19 protein-coding genes are annotated in these 18,977 nt (G+C 40.8%); 14 read left to right on the top strand and 5 right to left on the bottom strand.

Annotation, left to right across the window (positions count from 1 at the left end):
* Positions 1–16 precede the first annotated feature (16 nt).
* Positions 17–2,881: a bifunctional [glutamate--ammonia ligase]-adenylyl-L-tyrosine phosphorylase/[glutamate--ammonia-ligase] adenylyltransferase gene (gene glnE, locus HWV01_RS01805; RefSeq protein ID WP_211673809.1), complete on the bottom strand. Its 2,865-nt coding sequence runs from the start codon at positions 2,879–2,881 to the stop codon at positions 17–19.
* A 178-nt stretch (positions 2,882–3,059) separates the two neighbouring features.
* Between glnE and HWV01_RS01800 the strand changes: the two genes are divergently transcribed.
* The 5 genes from HWV01_RS01800 to HWV01_RS01780 all read left to right on the top strand — a co-directional run bounded on the left by HWV01_RS01800 (position 3,060) and on the right by HWV01_RS01780 (position 6,433).
* Positions 3,060–3,956 (top strand): DUF350 domain-containing protein, encoded by an 897-nt coding sequence (locus HWV01_RS01800; protein ID WP_211673808.1) that lies wholly within the window; start codon positions 3,060–3,062, stop codon positions 3,954–3,956.
* Positions 3,957–4,190: 234 nt separating this feature from the next.
* The gene (locus HWV01_RS01795) at positions 4,191–4,604 is read left to right on the top strand and encodes a YjfI family protein (RefSeq protein ID WP_211673807.1); all 414 of its coding nucleotides are present in this window, start codon (positions 4,191–4,193) and stop codon (positions 4,602–4,604) included.
* A 23-nt stretch (positions 4,605–4,627) separates the two neighbouring features.
* A complete protein-coding gene (locus HWV01_RS01790) occupies positions 4,628–5,320 on the top strand; it encodes a PspA/IM30 family protein (protein ID WP_211673806.1) in 693 nt (230 codons plus the stop codon).
* Between the two features lie 124 nt (positions 5,321–5,444).
* Positions 5,445–6,089, top strand: a complete 645-nt coding sequence (locus tag HWV01_RS01785; RefSeq protein ID WP_249185414.1) for a hypothetical protein — start codon at positions 5,445–5,447, stop codon at positions 6,087–6,089.
* A gap of 23 nt (positions 6,090–6,112) precedes the next feature.
* Positions 6,113–6,433: a hypothetical protein gene (locus HWV01_RS01780; protein WP_045112025.1), complete on the top strand. Its 321-nt coding sequence runs from the start codon at positions 6,113–6,115 to the stop codon at positions 6,431–6,433.
* 67 nt (positions 6,434–6,500) lie between these two features.
* Here HWV01_RS01780 and HWV01_RS01775 read toward each other — a convergent pair whose 3' ends face one another.
* On the bottom strand, positions 6,501–7,994 hold the full coding sequence (locus HWV01_RS01775; protein WP_211673805.1) for an inorganic triphosphatase: 1,494 nt from the start codon (positions 7,992–7,994) through the stop codon (positions 6,501–6,503).
* Positions 7,995–8,270: 276 nt separating this feature from the next.
* Between HWV01_RS01775 and HWV01_RS01770 the strand changes: the two genes are divergently transcribed.
* The 3 genes from HWV01_RS01770 to HWV01_RS01760 all read left to right on the top strand — a co-directional run bounded on the left by HWV01_RS01770 (position 8,271) and on the right by HWV01_RS01760 (position 11,055).
* Positions 8,271–8,951, top strand: coding sequence for a TIGR00153 family protein (locus HWV01_RS01770; protein WP_211673804.1), 681 nt, complete (start codon positions 8,271–8,273; stop codon positions 8,949–8,951).
* 23 nt (positions 8,952–8,974) lie between these two features.
* The gene (locus HWV01_RS01765; RefSeq protein WP_211673803.1) at positions 8,975–10,249 is read left to right on the top strand and encodes an inorganic phosphate transporter; all 1,275 of its coding nucleotides are present in this window, start codon (positions 8,975–8,977) and stop codon (positions 10,247–10,249) included.
* 158 nt (positions 10,250–10,407) lie between these two features.
* Positions 10,408–11,055 (top strand): TIGR04211 family SH3 domain-containing protein, encoded by a 648-nt coding sequence (locus HWV01_RS01760; protein ID WP_211673802.1) that lies wholly within the window; start codon positions 10,408–10,410, stop codon positions 11,053–11,055.
* Between the two features lie 155 nt (positions 11,056–11,210).
* Here HWV01_RS01760 and yaaA read toward each other — a convergent pair whose 3' ends face one another.
* The 3 genes from yaaA to HWV01_RS01745 all read right to left on the bottom strand — a co-directional run bounded on the left by yaaA (position 11,211) and on the right by HWV01_RS01745 (position 14,215).
* Positions 11,211–11,990 (bottom strand): peroxide stress protein YaaA, encoded by a 780-nt coding sequence (gene yaaA, locus HWV01_RS01755; protein ID WP_211673801.1) that lies wholly within the window; start codon positions 11,988–11,990, stop codon positions 11,211–11,213.
* Positions 11,991–12,053: 63 nt separating this feature from the next.
* Positions 12,054–13,169 carry a PilT/PilU family type 4a pilus ATPase gene (locus HWV01_RS01750; RefSeq protein WP_304610881.1) on the bottom strand — a complete coding sequence of 372 codons (1,116 nt, stop codon included), beginning with the start codon at positions 13,167–13,169 and terminating at the stop codon, positions 12,054–12,056.
* 11 nt (positions 13,170–13,180) lie between these two features.
* Positions 13,181–14,215: a type IV pilus twitching motility protein PilT gene (locus tag HWV01_RS01745; protein WP_067045686.1), complete on the bottom strand. Its 1,035-nt coding sequence runs from the start codon at positions 14,213–14,215 to the stop codon at positions 13,181–13,183.
* 30 nt (positions 14,216–14,245) lie between these two features.
* Between HWV01_RS01745 and HWV01_RS01740 the strand changes: the two genes are divergently transcribed.
* From HWV01_RS01740 to hemW, 6 genes are all read left to right on the top strand, one after another.
* The gene (locus tag HWV01_RS01740) at positions 14,246–14,941 is read left to right on the top strand and encodes a YggS family pyridoxal phosphate-dependent enzyme (RefSeq protein ID WP_211673800.1); all 696 of its coding nucleotides are present in this window, start codon (positions 14,246–14,248) and stop codon (positions 14,939–14,941) included.
* A gap of 56 nt (positions 14,942–14,997) precedes the next feature.
* Positions 14,998–15,825, top strand: coding sequence for a pyrroline-5-carboxylate reductase (proC, locus tag HWV01_RS01735; protein ID WP_211673799.1), 828 nt, complete (start codon positions 14,998–15,000; stop codon positions 15,823–15,825).
* 41 nt (positions 15,826–15,866) lie between these two features.
* On the top strand, positions 15,867–16,412 hold the full coding sequence (locus tag HWV01_RS01730) for a YggT family protein (RefSeq protein ID WP_211673798.1): 546 nt from the start codon (positions 15,867–15,869) through the stop codon (positions 16,410–16,412).
* A gap of 116 nt (positions 16,413–16,528) precedes the next feature.
* Positions 16,529–16,957 (top strand): DUF4426 domain-containing protein, encoded by a 429-nt coding sequence (locus tag HWV01_RS01725; protein WP_211673797.1) that lies wholly within the window; start codon positions 16,529–16,531, stop codon positions 16,955–16,957.
* A 107-nt stretch (positions 16,958–17,064) separates the two neighbouring features.
* Positions 17,065–17,679, top strand: a complete 615-nt coding sequence (locus HWV01_RS01720; protein WP_211673796.1) for an XTP/dITP diphosphatase — start codon at positions 17,065–17,067, stop codon at positions 17,677–17,679.
* A 50-nt stretch (positions 17,680–17,729) separates the two neighbouring features.
* Positions 17,730–18,866 carry a radical SAM family heme chaperone HemW gene (gene hemW / locus HWV01_RS01715; RefSeq protein WP_211675605.1) on the top strand — a complete coding sequence of 379 codons (1,137 nt, stop codon included), beginning with the start codon at positions 17,730–17,732 and terminating at the stop codon, positions 18,864–18,866.
* Positions 18,867–18,977: the final 111 nt, after the last annotated feature.

The raw sequence follows: 18,977 nt of genomic DNA, 5'->3' as shown, positions 1-18,977 counted from the left end.
TAGGATTTTTATTTAACTACACCGCAAACAACTGTTGCCAGTAATCAGTAACAACTTTACGTTGTACAACAAATTCACTATTCGCAACAACGCCTTCCTTACCTAATAAATTAAGTCGATGGATTTCATCACGCATTTGGCAATAGCTTGCGGTTAAGCTAGTTCCCAACGCCTCGGTAATGAGCCCTTCAGATACACAACGACTAATAATACGGACATTATCAGGCCAGAGTTGGATTTTCGGCATCTGCGCAGCATAATTTAATACAATATACTGCATCATGAATTCGATATCGGTAATGCCGCCCTCTGACTGCTTTATATCAAACTGATCAGCATTGGTTTTTAACAAATGCTCACGCATTTTCAAACGCATTTCGACCACTTGTTTTTTCAGTTCTGTGGTATCACGAGGTTTGGCTATAATACTACGCTTAACCTCAGTGAAACGACTTTGAATCAACTTATCGCCATAGACGATACGGGTACGCACTAATGATTGATGCTCCCAGGTCCACGCTTCTTTACATTGATAATCCAAGAATCGAGATACCGGACAAGCGAGAACCCCTGAGCTACCCGATGGGCGTAAACGCATATCGACTTCATACAAAATGCCAGTGCTAGTACGCGTACTAAATATATGAATAATGCGTTGTGCTAATCGTAAATAAAATTGACGGCTATCGATCACTTTTGCACCGTTGGTCACGCCTGCGGCTTCACAATTATGGATAAACACCAGATCTAAGTCCGAGCCATAACCTAATTCGATACCACCAAGCTTGCCATAGGCGACAACAGCAAACCCTTTTTCACCGCTCTCAACCACATTGTGGGGAACGCCATGTTTCTCTTCTAATTGTTGCCAAGCTAGATTGACCACATTATCAATCACGGCCTCCGCCAACCATGTAAGATGGTCACTCACCTTCATTAATGCTAACTCACCACCAATATCAGCTGCCGCAATACGTAACAATTGAGTCTGTTTATATTGGCGTAGCGCTTCTAATTGCTGTTCGTGATCTTCTTCAGGAATACGCAGCATAAATTGGCGCAACTCACTACGATATTCATGCAATGGCGTTGGGTGATATAAGTGTGACGGGACTAATAACTCATCTAATAAAATGGGGTGACTCGACAGCTGTTTCGCCACCATCGAACTTGCCCCACACAAACGTAATAACTGTGTTAATGCTAAGTCATTCTCGGCTAACAATTCTAAATAAGCAGTACGGTTTAAAATTTTGCATAACAAGGCAATAATACGCGGTAATAACGCAACAGGATCATCCGATTTTAAGATCGAAAATAGTAGTTTAGGTAATAATTTTTCAATAGTTTGTCGACCCCTAGGTCCTACTGTTTTACGTTCGTAGTCAGTTTTAAAATGATTTAAATCTCGAACAAAATTCTGCGCATCTTGTTCCAACAAACCATATTCTGCAAGCAACGTTATTGCTTCATCTGTTGAGAGCTCTAAATGCCATAAATCTAACGCTGGTTGTGATTCTTCATTATCCTCGTCATCGCCACCAATAACCTGACTAAACTCACGATGAATATTCGCCATCACTTGATTGATATAAACATAAAAGCTATCCCAGTCAGCATAACCTAGCACGCTAATTAAGCGGCGTTGATCCAATTCTGATTGCGGTAACGTTTGGGTTTGCGCATCATTAATTTGTTGCAGGATATTTTCTACCTGGCGTAAATAACAATAACTTTCTGTGAGCACGGTATAGCTTTCTGCTGATATTTCACCCAGCGACTGCAAGATTTTAAGCGTCGCTAACAACGACTTAATTTGTAATATAGGCTCTCGCCCTCCTCGAATAAGTTGGAAAGTTTGTGCCACGAACTCCACTTCGCGAATCCCACCACTACCCAGCTTAATATTGTCTTTCAAACCTTTACGACGCACTTCGGCTTTAATCATAGCCTTCATATTACGCAGCGCATCAATCGCACTAAAATCAACATAACGACGATAGATAAACGGGCGTAGCATTTTTTCCAATTCGACTCTGGTTTCTGCATTACCACCCAAAGCACGGGCTTTCACCATGGCATAGCGTTCCCAATCTCGGCCTTGGTTTTGGTAATATTCTTCAAATGCATTAAAGCTCATGACTAAAGGGCCTGAATCACCAAACGGACGCAAACGCATATCCACGCGGTAAGCAAAACCATCGGCGGTGACTTGATGTAATGCCGCAATTAACCGCTGACCTAAACGTTGGAAGAATTTCTGATTCACAACAGTACGTCCAGCACCAACTGTCTCACCCGTTTCTGGATACGTAAAAATAAGATCAATATCAGATGAGAAATTGAGTTCACCGCCGCCTAATTTACCCATGGCTAATATAACCAACTGCTGCTTAATGCCCTCGTGATTAACGGGTGTACCTTGTTCTTTACATTGCAGTTGATATAACCACTCTAGAGCACCTTCAATTAAACAGTCTGCAAGGTGAGAAGTATGGGTTAAACTTTCACTCAGCGTTGCAACTTGTAATAACTCTCGCCACGCGATAATACACATATGAAAACGGCGAAATTGACGAATAGTACGCAGTAATGCAGGTTCAGAATCACAGGCCGCAAGCTGAGTGGCTAATTGCGCTTCCACCAGCGCTGTGCGTGATGATTGAGTGAGTAAGCCTGATTGCCAAATATCACATAATAGATCGGTCTTATTAATACAACTTTCAGCAATAAAATCACTTAACGAAAAAACCCGCTGGCTTTGGGCTATCTGCTCTGCGGACAACAAGGTTAAATAACTCTTGTTACGTTCGCACCAACGTTGCCAATAAATCCGACCTGTATCCGCTAATACATCAACAATTTGACCTTCAGTACTCATAAACGACATCCATATAATTAGGCTTGTGATCCAATTAATTCAACAATTTATATTAAGAATAGAGATATAGACACACCATGTCTTACATGCTATTACTTACCGATATAAATTAACCTAGTAAATTTATCATTAGTAGGGGAATTATGGCAGCTAAAATCATAAAAGAAGGTAACCTTTAATGTCTGTTTTCGAAACGCTCTTATCGTCAGATCTGTTACTGTTTTTAATTGCCGACCTCATCATCGCCCTCACCCTACTCTCTGCGATGCGATTTTTCACCGGTGCCGTCGATAACATAGATACCACCGATGAATTAGCCAAGCGGGACAATTTTGCTTTTGGTATTAGTTTAGCTGGAGCCATCCTTGGCTTAGGTATCGTACTTTCTGGAGCCATCACAGGCGAAAAAGCCGCAACTCTGCCAATCGAAATATTAGGCATGAGCCTGTACGGCTTAGCAGGACTGGTATTAATTAAACTTGGCCGTTGGATCCATGATCGAGTATCGCTCAATCAACTCGATAAAAATACTGAAATAGCGCAGCGTAATGTTGCGGTGGCGATTGTAGATGCCTGCGCCTCAATTGCCACCGCAATCATTATTCGTTCAACATTAATCTGGGCTGAAGGGTTAGAAGTCATCACCTTTATCGCTATATTTAGTGGTTTTTTGATCTCCCAAACACTAATGTTACTCATGACCCGCTACCGTGAGCACCGTTATTCACGTGGCAATCTTGGCACCACCATGCAACAAGCCTTTACCGACAATAATATTGCCGTTGCCATGCGCCACGGGGGGTACCTGATTGGTGTCGCGATAGCAGTGACGATAGCCAGTAACTATATTTATTACGATACCGCCAATCTCATGACCACCTTAGGTTCTTGGATGGTGTTTAGCTTGGTAATGCTAACGGCTTTTACTATTCTCGCTATCATAGCTAAAAAATTAATTCTTAATGGCGTGGATATTAATAAAGAAGTTGACCTACAAAATAACATAGGTGTCGCGACAATGGACATGGCAATCAACCTCTCTATTGCCTTGATCCTCACAGCGTTATTAATTTAATCTCGAGCTGGCTGTAAATACTGTGTGTTTTTAGATTATTTATGATAATAAATACATCCAGTCCTATAACGTAACTAAGTCATTATAGACAATGAACTTTACGGTCATTTATCGGACAAAATAAGATAACGATAATATATAAAACACAATAAATAAGTTCCATGCCCTTGACATATTATGTCTCGAGGCTTAAAGTTAACCTCACTTAGACATAATATGTCAAAAAGGAACAAGATGAACATACATAAAATTGCAAATTATCTGAATGATCTTGGCGACAAGTCTGACACAGGCTATAAATTTGACTGTACGCCAATTTCCGGTGATGTTGATGTACTGCGTGTCGACGTTGAAGGGCGTGAAGAAATTCCAATTTTTGTTTCTGTCACTGATGAGCAAATTCTTTGTATTGCTTATCTCTGGGGCGAGAACGAAGTTAAAACAGAAAAACGTGTCGAAATGCTAGAAGCGATGTTAGAACTTAACATTCCAATGCCACTTTCATCATTCGCTAAAATCGATAACATGTACGTGGTATATGGCGCATTATCAGTGCAATCAAGCATTGCTGATGTAGAACATGAATTAGTTGTATTAAGTGATAACAGTCTCGAAGTTATTACTGAATTATCAGATTATTTAGTTTAACCCCTACTTCTAAGGAGAAGTTTATGAGCATTTTTAAGAAAATTATGACCGCGATCCGTGGTGGCGCCCGTGAAGTAGGTGAAGGTATTGTTGATGCAAACTCAATGCGTATCTTTGAACAAGAAATTCGTGACGCCCAAACCCATTTAACCAATGCTAAACGTAATTTAACGGATGTAATGGCAAAGCAGATGCAATCAGGCCGTGAATTGGAGCGTGTAAAAGCCAACCTAACTGAACATGAAGGTTATGCTGTACAAGCATTGAATGCCGGTAACGAAGCCCTAGCATTAGAAGTAGCTGAAAAAATTGCCCAGCTAGAGCAACAAGTTATCGAACAACAGCAAAATTTAGATAGTTTCACGAGCAGCGCTGCAAAACTAAAAGATTTAGTCAAGAAAAGTGAGCGTCAATTGGCAGAGCATCAACGTCAATTAACAATGGTGAAAACCACTGATAGCGTGCAAAAAGCAACATCAGCTATCACTGACAATTTTAGCGCAAGTAATTCAAAACTACTCAGTGCGAAAGATTCGTTAGAGCGTATTAAGCAAAAACAACAAGACTTTGATGATCGTATGCTTGCAGCTGATGAACTACAAGCTGAAGGCAGCGACCAATCATTAAAATCAAAACTTGCGGAAGCGGGCATTGGCCAACAGCAAAGTAACGCGAACTCGGTATTAGAACGTTTAAAAGCCAAGCAAAATAGCTAAATTTAACGACTAATCAATTAGTGAGTTAATCCCCAATAGGAGCAGTCACCGTGATAACACGTGCTGTTCCTATTTGTCATTCTGCTATATCTTAATATGCCAATAGCTTAATACTTTAGGAGCCATGATGAGTTTCTTCAAAAATTTATTTAAAAAATCTGCAACAGAAACCCCAACCCGCGAACTCAACCACGTCAGTAAGTTAATTATTGGTGATATCATCGAGTTTAGTGACAGCTTTACTTTACCGACTGAAGTACGCCGACAAAAATTTGAAGTGATTGCAATTGAGACACTTGAATTTGAGCACCAACATTACCCGCGCTTTAAGCTGCAAGGCGAGCAACAAACCTATGTTTGGTTATCATTACCTGGCTACGACCAGAACAATTTCCAGTTAAGCCTAGAGCTTACTCGCGAAGAAGTCTCACAATTATTTGATTTAGAATTATTTAGTGACGTATTCGAAGAAGGCTTTACCGAGTTAAGTACTGAACAACCGGTATCGTTAGGAGACTGGCACGCTGACCGTTATTACCAGCAAGATATCGCCACCGTTGGTTATCACCATAGAACAGACTTCAGAACAGCAGCACCTTCACAATATGCCGATGAAAACCCAGGTCAGCAATTTGAGTTTTATCATTTACATGATGCCAAAGAAAGTAAATTAATCGATATAATGGTACTTAATAACGGCGACACTGACGTGTACTTGACCGTACAGCTTGGTAATGACAGTATTACAGGATACTGGCCAATAGCATAAACACAGTACAAGGCAGATTGAAGATGGTTAAATCACGTGAGTTACCGGAAAGATGGCAATCATCACAAAAAGCGATGAAAGCAGTGCAAGTCGCATTCGATATGGATGAAAAAATCCAATACAAGATCCGGAAAGCAGCATTAGATAATAATTTAAGCCCGTCAGAACAGATCCGGGATATTCTCGGTTTAACTATTAATAAACGACCAAAAAGGCCTCGTTTAACCGTATCTTTAAATAACCAAGACTATATCGAGCTGGCTGAAAAATATGGTTTACAACCAGAGCAACAGTTAGAAATTAAAAAATTAGTCATTGAAGATCTTGTCAGATTTTCAAATTAATAGCACGATTTTATAGCGAACAAATGAATAACAATCAGTGACATTGGCAGCCACTGATTGTGTATTTTTATCCTTCCAACCAATACGGCCGCATCGTTAATGCTTGATGGCGAGTTTGCTCTAATGCATCCAATAACGAACATTGTTTACGCACTAACACCTTTTCGATTTGTTTAGCAATTGCTTCCGGCTGTTGTTTTGCAACCCCCATGAGTACCTGCAATACCGCTAAATCATCAATACCCTGTAATATATCCTGCCAAGGTAAGCGGAATTTATCACGCTTCTCTGTTGAATAATGGTGGCTAAAACAATGCCCGATTAATAAATTTTGCTTCAATTTAGCATGTAATTGTAAGTACGCATCGGCATCGAGTTGTGGCGCAGACAATGACGAGTCCAGTACGCTCTGCCAACTGGCTTCTAAATGCGTATTAGCAAACGCAAGAACATTAGCACTATCAAGCTTTACACTGCTTAAACCTTGGTTCAGTAACTGGCTAACGGATAACATAATGCTGGCGTATCTTGATGTATTAAATAGCGTTTCAATGTCCGTAAAATCAATATAACTCTGTTGTAATGCCTGTAATTCCTTGGTAATACGTTTATATTCAGGGAACTTACGAATAAACTGTCTATTATTGGTCATCGCTTGCTTTAACTGTGACGCACTACCTACCGCCGATAACTGCTGCTGCAACCAAACCAATTCTGTTTGCTTTAGCGCGATTTCAGGCAGTATATTTACATAACTGAGTAGCGTTTGTTGGATCAACGCTACCGCAGACACAACTTCAACCAAGGCATTAATATTTTGGGTTTCTAAATACTGTTGCTCATGATGTTGCCAATGTGCATAACTTTGAGTCAATGTCGTTAAAAATATATCCCCTAAGTTTTCAGTTTCTAATACTGGCATTTTTAGCGCTAACGGTTTAATTTTAGGTGTATATAAACCTGCAAGTTGATAACCTCGTTTAGCTTTACTCACATTACCCAAACGTACATTACCCAGTTGTGTGATCTGCTGCGCTAACGTAAATAGATCAGCAATATCGCCGCATACTAATTCCAATTCAATTTCACAAATCGGATAGCTTTGTTCGCCACTGCGCGCCATGCCCTGATCGAAAACCACTTCGATTTCCGCTTCATTCGGCAGCTTGACATGCCACATAGTACGTTCAAAATCAGTGGTGAATAAATCCACTAGATCCACTTGTAACTGGGCAACGTCGGTATTTTCGGGCCAAATTTCAGTCGGAAAATCACCTAAAGTCGGAAAATCGCCTTGTAATGGTAAATTATATTCTGGACGCTGATGTAATCCACCACGGACAATACCTGCGGTCTTAATGGTTTGCTCAGCAAAATTTAAACTTTTACGTGTGCGCAAACCAAAATCAAACTGACGAAATTGGGATGTCGTTGTATCAAAATAAGTATTAGATAAAGGCTTAACAGCCTGCTCGATTATCACATAGTCCGCTAATAACACGACTAATTGGGATTTAACCTGTGGTTTAGCAACAAATTTTATTTCAACTTCCGTACTCATCCGGCCTCGCTAGACTCATAAACGATAAAAATAATGTCAGATACAACAGAATATCTAACACTTTAAAGTATAAAATTTACCAATTATTTTAAAACCTGTCTAAGGTTAAATCTTTAATTTGCGAATAAGATTTCCTATAAAAACAAAAATATATTGATTTTGGTCTCATTCAATCACTAATAAGGCAATTTTTATATTGCAAACTCGTGAGAGTGGTTTAACATTCCCGACATCTTCAAAAGTGTCAACTTATTGTCACATACATGGATTATGGCTATGCCAGTAAATACAATTTTAGGACTTTTTGCTAAGTCTCCGATTACCCCGTTACAAGAACACATCACGAAAGTGCATGAGACTTGTGAATTACTTGTGCCATTTTTTGCTGCAACTACGCAACAAGATTGGAATAAAGCGGAAACTATCCGCCAACAGATCTCACAATGTGAACGAGATGCTGATGTATTAAAACGTGAAATCCGCTTAAAGCTACCACGCGGTATCTTTATGCCTGTCGATCGTACCGATATGTTAGACCTACTGACTCAGCAAGATAAGATCGCCAATCGTGCGAAAGATATTGCTGGTCGTGTCATCGGTCGGAATCTACAACTGCCAGTAGAAATCGCTGATGATTTCACGCTGTACCTAAAACGTTGCATTGATGCAACCGCGCAGGCTAAAAAAGCCATTAATGAACTCGATGAGTTACTAGAAACAGGCTTTAAAGGTCGTGAAGTTGATCTCGTTGAAAATATGATCAACGAACTCGATTGTATCGAAGATGATACTGATTCAATGCAAATCGTACTTCGTCAAAAACTGCGTAAAATTGAAAGTGACTACAATCCAATTGATGTTATGTTCCTTTACAAAATCTTAGAATGGGTTGGCGGATTAGCGGACCAAGCTGAAACTGTTGGCGCACGTCTCGAACTAATGCTAGCGCGTAATTAAGATCACTAATAGGTATATAAATAATGGAAATCATTCAAGCATACGGTCCTTATCTACTGTTTATGGCGGCTGTCTTTGGCCTTTATATGGCATGGGGCATTGGTGCCAATGACGTAGCAAATGCGATGGGGACCTCTGTAGGTACCAAATCACTAACCGTAAAACAAGCGATCTTTATCGCTATCATTTTTGAATTTGCCGGGGCTTATTTAGCCGGTGGTGAAGTAACCGATACCGTTCGTAAAGGTATTGTTGACCTTGCAGTATTTAAAGAGCAAGGCCGCCCTGATGCATTAGCATTTGGTATGATCGCTGCACTACTCGCAGCAGGCACCTGGTTAATGATCGCATCAATTTTTGGCTGGCCGGTATCAACAACTCACTCAATCGTGGGTGCTATTGTTGGTTTTGCACTAGTCAGCGTGGGGCCTGAAGCCGTACAGTGGGGTAAGGCAGGTGGTATCGTAGGCAGCTGGGTTGTCACACCAATACTCTCAGGACTCATCGCTTACGTCACTTTTATGAGTATTCAAAAACTCATATTTGATACCAAAGATCCGCTTGCTAATGCTAAACGTTACGTGCCTTTCTACATGGCTTTAACAACATTTGTTATTGCAATGGTTACAATTAAAAAAGGTCTAAAACATGTAGGCTTACATTTAACTACAACTGAAGCTTTAGTTGCTTCGGCAGTAGTCAGTCTACTGGTTGCTATTGCTGGCGCCATTTACATCAGCAAACAAAATTACAGCCCAAGCAATGACAAAGACATGCATTTCTCAAATGTAGAAAAAGTGTTTGGTATCTTAATGATCATTACTGCTTGTGCAATGGCATTTGCCCACGGCTCTAACGATGTAGCCAATGCGATTGGTCCATTAGCAGCGGTTGTATCAATAGTGCAACACGGTGGCGAAATTGCCGAAAAAGCAGCGCTAGCGTGGTGGATTTTACCACTCGGTGGTCTTGGTATAGTGGTTGGTCTAGCGACTATGGGTCATAAGGTAATGTCTACTATCGGTACCGGCATTACAGAACTAACCCCAAGCCGTGGCTTTGCAGCACAGCTAGCAACAGCGACAACGGTAGTTATTGCCTCAGGTTCAGGTTTACCTATTTCTACAACACAAACGCTCGTAGGCGCTGTTTTAGGTGTAGGTATGGCACGTGGTATTGCGGCTCTGAATCTCAACGTCGTCAGAACGATCGTGGTATCTTGGGTCGTCACACTACCTGCAGGTGCAATACTTTCCATTATCTTCTACAAGATTTTAGAGGCCATTTTTGTCCTGTAATTGATTATAGAATTATGAAAAGCCATCAATTTTTGATGGCTTTTTTTTTAAATCCACTAAATTTCTATTTTATGGTGGGAAAACATCATCTGAGGCTTGTCGAAATTCGATTTTATATTTATTATGCCTATCAGAATATTTCGTCTACGGGACAACTTGTGAAGATTAAACAACTCATTTTAGCATCATTGTTAACACTCGTTAGCTTATCGAGTGTGGCAAAAGAAACACGTTATATTAGTGATGACGTGTCTATATTTATGCATTCAGGTCCGGGCACTCAGTATCGTATTATTGGTACGATAAAAGCCGGTGAAGCTGTAACCTACTTGCAAACCAATGCAAATGCTAATTTTGCACAGATCACCACCAGCAAAAACAAAACAGCTTGGATTGACGGTAAATCACTTTCTCGCCAGGTAAGTTTAAAAGTACGTACACCAAAGCTACAAGCTGAACTGGAAAAAACCAAAGACGCGTTGGCAAAAATAAGCAATAATAACTCAGCTGCAATGGCAGAGTTAACAAATGCGAACCGTGATGAGCTCGTCAGTAAAGAAGCTGATATTGCAACACAAACGAACAAGATTGCGTCATTAACCGCTGAAAATACCGCGTTAACGGCAGAAGCGGTACGTTTACGTGAAGAGAATGAACAATTATCAGCACGCCTAGATACCAAAGAAGAAGATGCGCAACATCGTTTCATCATTTTAGGTGCATTAATTCTTGCTGCAGGCTTAATTGCTGGGTTAATCATCCCATCAATCCGCTTCCGTCGAAAGAAAAATAACGGCTGGGACTAATTCGGTAAGTTGCCTGACGCGGTACTCAATCTGATGCACGAACTACACCGCTAATCGCCAGATACAAAAAAGGATATTCATATGAATATCCTTTTTTATTAACCCTAATTCATAATCATGACCGAAAATAAATATGGTTATATAATACTATCTCGTTATTTAAAGATTTCATCACGCTTAAACACCAATTCAATATCCGTTGATTCAGCATCACAATAGTAATAACCATCAGTATCAAACGCCGTTAGCTGTGACACATCAGTTAATTGATTCTCAATGATGTACCGCGCCATTAAGCCACGTGCTTTTTTAGCATAAAAACTAATAATCTTGAATTTACCCGCTTTGCAGTCTTTAAATACTGGTGTAATCACCTGTCCTTTTAAGCGCTTCTTTTGCACCGCTTTAAAGTACTCATTTGACGCTAAGTTAATTAACACTTTATCGCCTTGTGCAGCGAGCGTTTCATTGACTTTGTCTGTGATGATATCGCCCCAGAACTGATACAAGTTAATACCACGTCCATTAGCAAGCTTAGTACCCATTTCTAAACGGTATGCTTTAATCAAATCAAGCGGTCGTAACAAACCATACAGACCAGATAAAATACGGAAATGTTGCTGCGCAAACGCCATATCAACATCACTAAAAGTTTCTGCGTCTAAACCCGTATAAACATCACCTTTAAAGGCAAATACAGCTTGTTTAGCATTGTCGGGGGTAAACTCTGCAGACCATTCGGTAAAGCGAGCAACATTTAGTCCAGCCAACTTATCACTAATTTTCATTAATGAAGACAAATCCATTGGCGTCAATTGACGACAAACATCAATCAATTCTGCCGAATGTACAGTTAAGTCAGCTTGGCTATACTGCTCAGTTATAGACGGCGTCTCAAAATCGAGTGTTTTAGCCGGTGATACCACTATTAACATAACTCTTCCTTACTTTTCTTAAACTGATGTTTATTATATTGCGATGAATTTTATAGCCCGTCATTACAAAGCTTCGATCGTCACCCCATCAAGCATACTATCACTGCCTGCTTGGCCTTGATTTAACTTAATCATTAAGCGTAAATCATTTGGCGAGTCAGCGTGATGTAAAGCCTCGGTATAACTAATCATATTGGTATTATAAAGTGCTAATAACGCTTGGTCGAAGGTTTGCATTCCCAGCTCGCCCGATTTTGTCATCACTTCTTTAATTTTATGCAGTTCATTTTTGCGGATCAATTCACTGACCAAAGGCGTATTCAATAAAATTTCAAATGCACCACGTCGGCTTGAACCACCTTGTACTGGGATTAATTGCTGCGCCACAATGGCTTTTAAATTGAGTGATAAATCATATAACAACTGAGCATGCTTTTCTTTTGGTACCAAGTGTAAAATACGATCGATAGCCTGATTGGCATTAGTTGCATGCAGCGTTGCCATACATAAATGCCCCGTTTCCGCAAACGCCAAGGCAAACTCCATCGTTTCTTGCGAGCGGATTTCACCAATCAAGATCACATCCGGCGCTTGACGTAATGAGCTCTTCAGCGCATCTTCAAAAGATTCGGTATCAATCCCGACTTCACGCTGAGTCACAATACAACTGCCATGTTCATGGACAAACTCAATCGGATCTTCAATCGTTAAGATATGACCTGATGAGTTTTGGTTACGATAACCCACCATGGCTGCTTGCGTGGTTGATTTACCAGAACCCGTCGCCCCAACAACCAACACTAAACCACGCTTCTCTAGCGCTGTGTGTTTTAATATTGGTGGCAAGTGTAGCTCATCCATTGCTGGTATATCGGTTTCAATACGACGGATCACCATACCCGCTTTTTCTAATTGCCAAAATGCGCTGACACGGAAACGACCAATATCCGGCATGAAAATACCGAAATTAGATTCTTTGGTACGGCAAAAAGAAGCATATTCATCCTCAGACATGGCTTCTTTCACCAATGCTAATGATTGCTCAGCCGTTAATTTATGTTCCGAGAGCGCACGTAATGAGCCATGTACTTTCACTGTCGGTGCAATACCCGCCGAAATATACATGTCAGAACCAGTAAGCTTTTTCATCGCACTAAAGAGTTGTGGTAGCATCCCCATGTTATTAATCCTTAAAAACTTTGTTGATCAACAGCTCGAATGCGCGCTTCTTCGCTCGTGACAATACCCATATTAACCAATTCACGTAACGACTGATCTAATGTTTGCATGCCATGCATCATACCCGTTTGGATCACGGAATACATCTGCGCAACTTTATCCTCACGGATCAAATTACGAATAGCTGGTGTACCAAGCATGATTTCATGTGCCGCAACTCGACCGCCACCGGTACGTTTTAATAATGTCTGGGAAATTACCGCACGTAATGATTCCGACAGCATCGAACGAACCATATCCTTCTCTTGCCCTGGGAATACATCAACAATACGGTCAATGGTTTTTGCTGCCGAGGTAGTATGCAAAGTACCAAAGACCAAATGCCCCGTTTCAGCGGCAGTTAATGCCAAACGGATGGTTTCTAAATCACGCATTTCACCGACCAAAATAATATCGGGATCTTCACGTAATGCAGACCGTAATGCGGCATTAAAGCTCTTGGTATCCCGGAATACTTCACGCTGATTAATTAAGCTTTTCTTATTTTGATGTACAAATTCAATCGGATCTTCGATTGTCAGAATATGTTTATGCTGATGCTCATTAATATGATCAACCATCGCAGCCAGTGTCGTCGACTTACCAGATCCCGTCGGCCCAGTCACCAATACTAAACCTCGTGGCAGTTTCACCAAATCATGGAAAATGTCAGGCACACTTAATTCTGCCATGCTTTTAATTTCACTTGGAATAGTACGAAACGTGGCTGCAGGACCGCGATGTTGATTAAATGCATTCACACGAAAACGAGCAACGTTATTAATTTCAAAAGAAAAATCTACTTCCAAATGTTCTTCATAGTCTTTACGCTGTTTATCATCCATAATGTCATAAATTAGCGCATGCACTTGTTTTGCGTCAAAAGCAGGTAAATTGATTTTACGTACATCACCGTCCACACGGATCATCGGAGGAACACCCGAAGAAAGGTGTAGATCTGATGCGTTATGCTTTACACTAAATGTAAGTAACTCTGTAACATCCATATTCTTTTTAACCTCATTGCAAGTAACATTATGAATAGTATATCAACACGATTACAACAGGTTCTAACTCAAATTGAAAATGCGGCAAGCACATCTTGCAAAAAAAGGTGTGAAATTAACCTGCTTGCAGTAAGTAAAACCAAACCCGTCGAACAAGTGATGGCAGTTTACGCACTCGGACAACGTAAATTTGGTGAAAACTACCTGCAAGAGGCCATAGAAAAAATTACTCATCTACAGCAAGACAGTAATTATGACGATATCGAATGGCATTTTATTGGTCCAATTCAATCGAATAAGACGCGTCCAATTGCCGAGCATTTTGATTGGGTTCAAAGTATCGACCGTTTAAAAGTGGCGCAACGACTCAATGATCAACGTCCAGCAGAGATGGAAAAATTAAACGTTTGTATTCAAATTAATATCAGTGCCGAAGACAGCAAGTCTGGTGCTGATTTGCAACAAGCACGACAGTTAGCTGAACAAGTAGCTAATTTACCAAACTTGGTATTACGCGGGATCATGGCGATTCCAGAAAAAACCGATGATCTCGATAAGCTTAAATCACAATTTAACCAGCTTGAATCGTTGTATTTATCACTTCAGCACCAATATAACCAAATAGACACTTTATCAATGGGTATGACCAACGATATGGAACTTGCGATTGCGCAAGGTAGTAACATGGTACGTGTTGGCACAGCCATTTTTGGCGCACGCAGCTGATCACGCCGTTTTATGGAATTAAACTGTAACGAGCAAGTATAAGGAATTAAACTGTAATGATCATGAATAAAAAAATCGCCTTTATTGGTGCAGGGAATATGGCAAGCAGCCTTATCGGCGGTATGATCACAGATGGTTATCCTGCAGAGTTAATTTATGCAGCAAGTCCGACACGCACTCGATTAGATCTATTAGCAGAAAAATTTTCGATTAATACCACGCAAGATAATCACGCTGCAGTGGCCGCGGCAGATATCATTATTCTGGCGGTAAAACCGCAATTGATGGCGGATGTTTGCTCTCACCTTGCAGAACAAAGTGCCAATTACCGAGGTAAATTATTTGTCTCTGTGGCAGCTGGCGTAACGGTCGAGCGTTTACAAAGTTTATTAGCTGACAATCAACCGATTGTACGGTCGATGCCAAATACACCAGCCTTAGTACAAAAAGGCATGACGGGGTTGTTCCCATCACCAGAAGTATCTGATAACGATATCAAAACCATAGACCAGATCATGATGGCTGTAGGTAAAACCTGCTGGGTAGATGATGAAGCAGATTTAAATACTATTATTGCAGCAACGGGCAGTTCACCCGCTTATTTTTTCCTGTTTATGGAAGCAATGCAAGAAAGTATTATCGGCATGGGATTCACCCAGCAACAAGCAAGAGAATTAGTACAGCAAGCAGCAGCTGGTTCAGCCGAATTAGTCATCCAAAATCCACACATTGATTTAGCCACATTACGCCAAAATGTCACCTCTAAAGGTGGTACGACAGCTGAAGCACTTCGTACTTTTGAAGAACAAAACCTACGCAGTACTGTCAATAAAGCAATGCAAGCAGCGGTTTCTCGCGCTGAAGAAATGCAAAAACTATTTTAACGATTAACCAACTCACAACCAATTAACTTGAAGGGTAATTTATGAACGCGGCTAACTTTTTGGTCAGTATCTTATTTGAAACATACATTCTTATCATACTACTACGTGTATGGTTACAAATGGCCCGTGCTGATTTTTACAATCCAATGAGCCAATTTATTGTTAAAGCCACGCAACCTGTTGTCGGACCATTACGTCGTGTGATCCCAAGCTTAGGAGGCTTAGATCTTGCTTCAGTGATATTTGCTTATGCAGTAGCCTGTGCGATGATTTACACCTTATTCGGTCTACAAACGGGTGCTGTCGCACCTATCCAAGATGTACTAATCTTAGCTGCCATCAAGCTTGTTAAGCAATGCTTTAGCTTAGTATTCTACGTATTGATCTTGCGTGCAATTTTAAGCTGGGTTAGCCAAGGCAACAGTCCTGTAGAAAACGTGCTATCACAGCTAAGTGAGCCAATTTTAACGCCAATCCGTCGTTTTATTCCAGCCATTGGTGGTCTTGACTTATCAATGCTAGTGGCGATTTTAGGCCTACAGTTTTTACAAATTTTAATTGGTGATCTGACTGGTCTACCCTTCTAATAAAATTAATATCAATGCAGGGGAAAGCCTTGCATTGATATTTTATCCATTCAGTTAGCTATACTATTTATACCCCACACATATCCTATTTGCTCAAATTTAATTTCGGAGCCAACATGCCAGCATTATTTAAATCTTTATTACTCTCTATAACCTTACTCGTCTCAGCAACAGCCAGTGCAGAACAAATGCAAAAACTTGGCAATTGGGATGTGCATTACATTGCTTTCCCAAGCACATTTTTAACCTCTGACATCGCATTGGATTATGATATAGACCGTAGTAACTACTTAGGTATTATCAATATTTCAGTGCTTGATAGCGATACCCTAAAAGCGCAAGCGGTGACAATGACAGTGACGGCACGTAATTTACTCGGTAATATCCGCGAATTAGAGGTCCGTGAAATACGTGAACAAGACGCGATTTACTACATTGCGGAAGTTCCACATCGTAACGAAGAGACTTACCGTATCAAAGTGACATTAACCAGCGGAAACCAAACACAAGAACTAAAATTCCAGCAAAAATTTTATGTAGATTAGGCTTTATCAGTGTTCGGTGATCCTGTATAACCTGACTCCAATGTAATATGCCCATTTTAAATCTCTTTTAATAAATCATTCTCTTTTAACAAATAATAAGGCGCACCATGTCTAAAGTTGTTCTCGCTACTGGTAATCCAGGTAAAGTTCGTGAAATGTCAGCACTGCTTGCTGAATTTGGTCTGGAAGTGCTGCCACAAAGCAATTTCAATATTGTCGACGCTGATGAGACCGGCACTACCTTTATTGAAAATGCCATCATCAAAGCGAAACACGCAGCTGCATTAACTGGCCTACCTGCTATCGCTGATGATTCAGGTTTAGCTGTTGATGCGCTGCAAGGCGTACCGGGGATTTACTCTGCACGTTATGCCGGTGTGGATGCCAGTGACCGCGATAACTTGCTTAAACTATTAGATGCTCTTAAAGGTGTTCCAACGGCGCAACGTACTGCACGATTCCATTGTGTATTGGTCTACATGACCCATGCTGAAGATCCGACGCCGTTAGTCTGTCACGGCAGCTGGGATGGCGTTATTACTGAACAACCAAGTGGTGAAGATGGTTTTGGTTACGATCCTATTTTCTTTGTTGAATCGGAAGGCTGCACATCCGCAGAACTGACTAAACAACGTAAAAGTGAACTGAGCCATCGTGGCCAAGCGTTAACCAAGTTGTTAGCGGCAATGCATGAACAGCAAACCCGATTAGCAGTAAAATAATGACCGATACCATGATGACGACTACAACCAATACAGTAACAACACTGCCAATGCGACTACCGCCGTTGAGTTTATATGTGCATATTCCTTGGTGTGTTCAAAAGTGTCCGTATTGTGATTTCAACTCACATACCCAGAAGGGAAAGATCCCGGAAGACGAATATATTCAAGACTTGCTAGCGGATCTGCGCTGTGAGTTACCCCGCGTATTCCAGCGTTCTTTGCATTCGATTTTTATTGGCGGCGGTACACCGAGCTTAATCAGTTCAGAAGGGATTGCCAAAATACTTAACGGTATTGAAGCTATGATCCCGTTTAGCGAAAATATTGAAATCACCATGGAAGCGAATCCAGGTACGGTTGAAGCTGATCGTTTTCACGGTTATGTAGCCGCGGGGATAAATCGAATTTCAATAGGTGTGCAAAGTTTGCAAGCCGAAAAACTCAATCTATTGGGTCGGATTCACGATCCAGATGAAGCGATCCGCGCTGCCAACATTGCTACCGAATCAGCGCTAAACTCATTCAATTTGGACCTGATGCATGGCCTACCACATCAAGATCTGAATGATGCCTTATATGACTTAAATAAAGCGGTCGAATTAGCGCCTTATCATCTGTCTTGGTATCAATTAACCATTGAGCAAAACACCCAGTTTTACTCTAAACCACCAACCTTGCCCGACGAAGATATCCTCTGGGATATTTTTGAACAAGGTCATGCGTTGCTAAGTGAAGCCGGTTATGAGCAATATGAAATATCAGGCTATGCGAAAGCTGGAAAGCAGTGCCAGCACAATTTAAACTATTGGCGTTTTGGTGATTATATCGGCATTGGCTGTGGTGCTCACGGTAAGCTTACGGAACCAGAAACAGGTCAGATAGTCCGCCGCAGTAAAGTAAAGCATCCACGCGGTTATATGGACGCTGACAAAGCCTTTTTAGACAATGAACATGTTGTAGCTCAAGACGAACTGCCCTTTGAGTTCTTCATGAATCGCTTTCGCTTAATCGAAGCAACACCCAAGCAGGACTTTTGTGACTTTACTGGATTACCACTATCCACGATTAGTGAGCAGATTAATGCCGCGGTGAAGAAAGGTTTACTGACTGAAACCGAAACCCATTGGCAAGTGACCAAACTTGGCCATCGTTATCTAAACAGCTTATTCGATCTGTTTATTTAATTGGCTATTAGCCTTTGCGGTAATCCTCGCAGCAGTAGAAATCACATGTAGTACCTAGAAAATAAAAAGGGGTGCAATAATTAATTATTGCGCCCCCTTTTACTATTTTTA

Origin of the sequence: Moritella sp. 5 (assembly GCF_018219455.1) — a bacterium.
GTDB lineage: Bacteria > Pseudomonadota > Gammaproteobacteria > Enterobacterales > Moritellaceae > Moritella.
The sequence above is the reverse complement of the archived record's forward strand: the minus strand, read 5'-3'. Positions and strand labels throughout refer to the sequence as shown.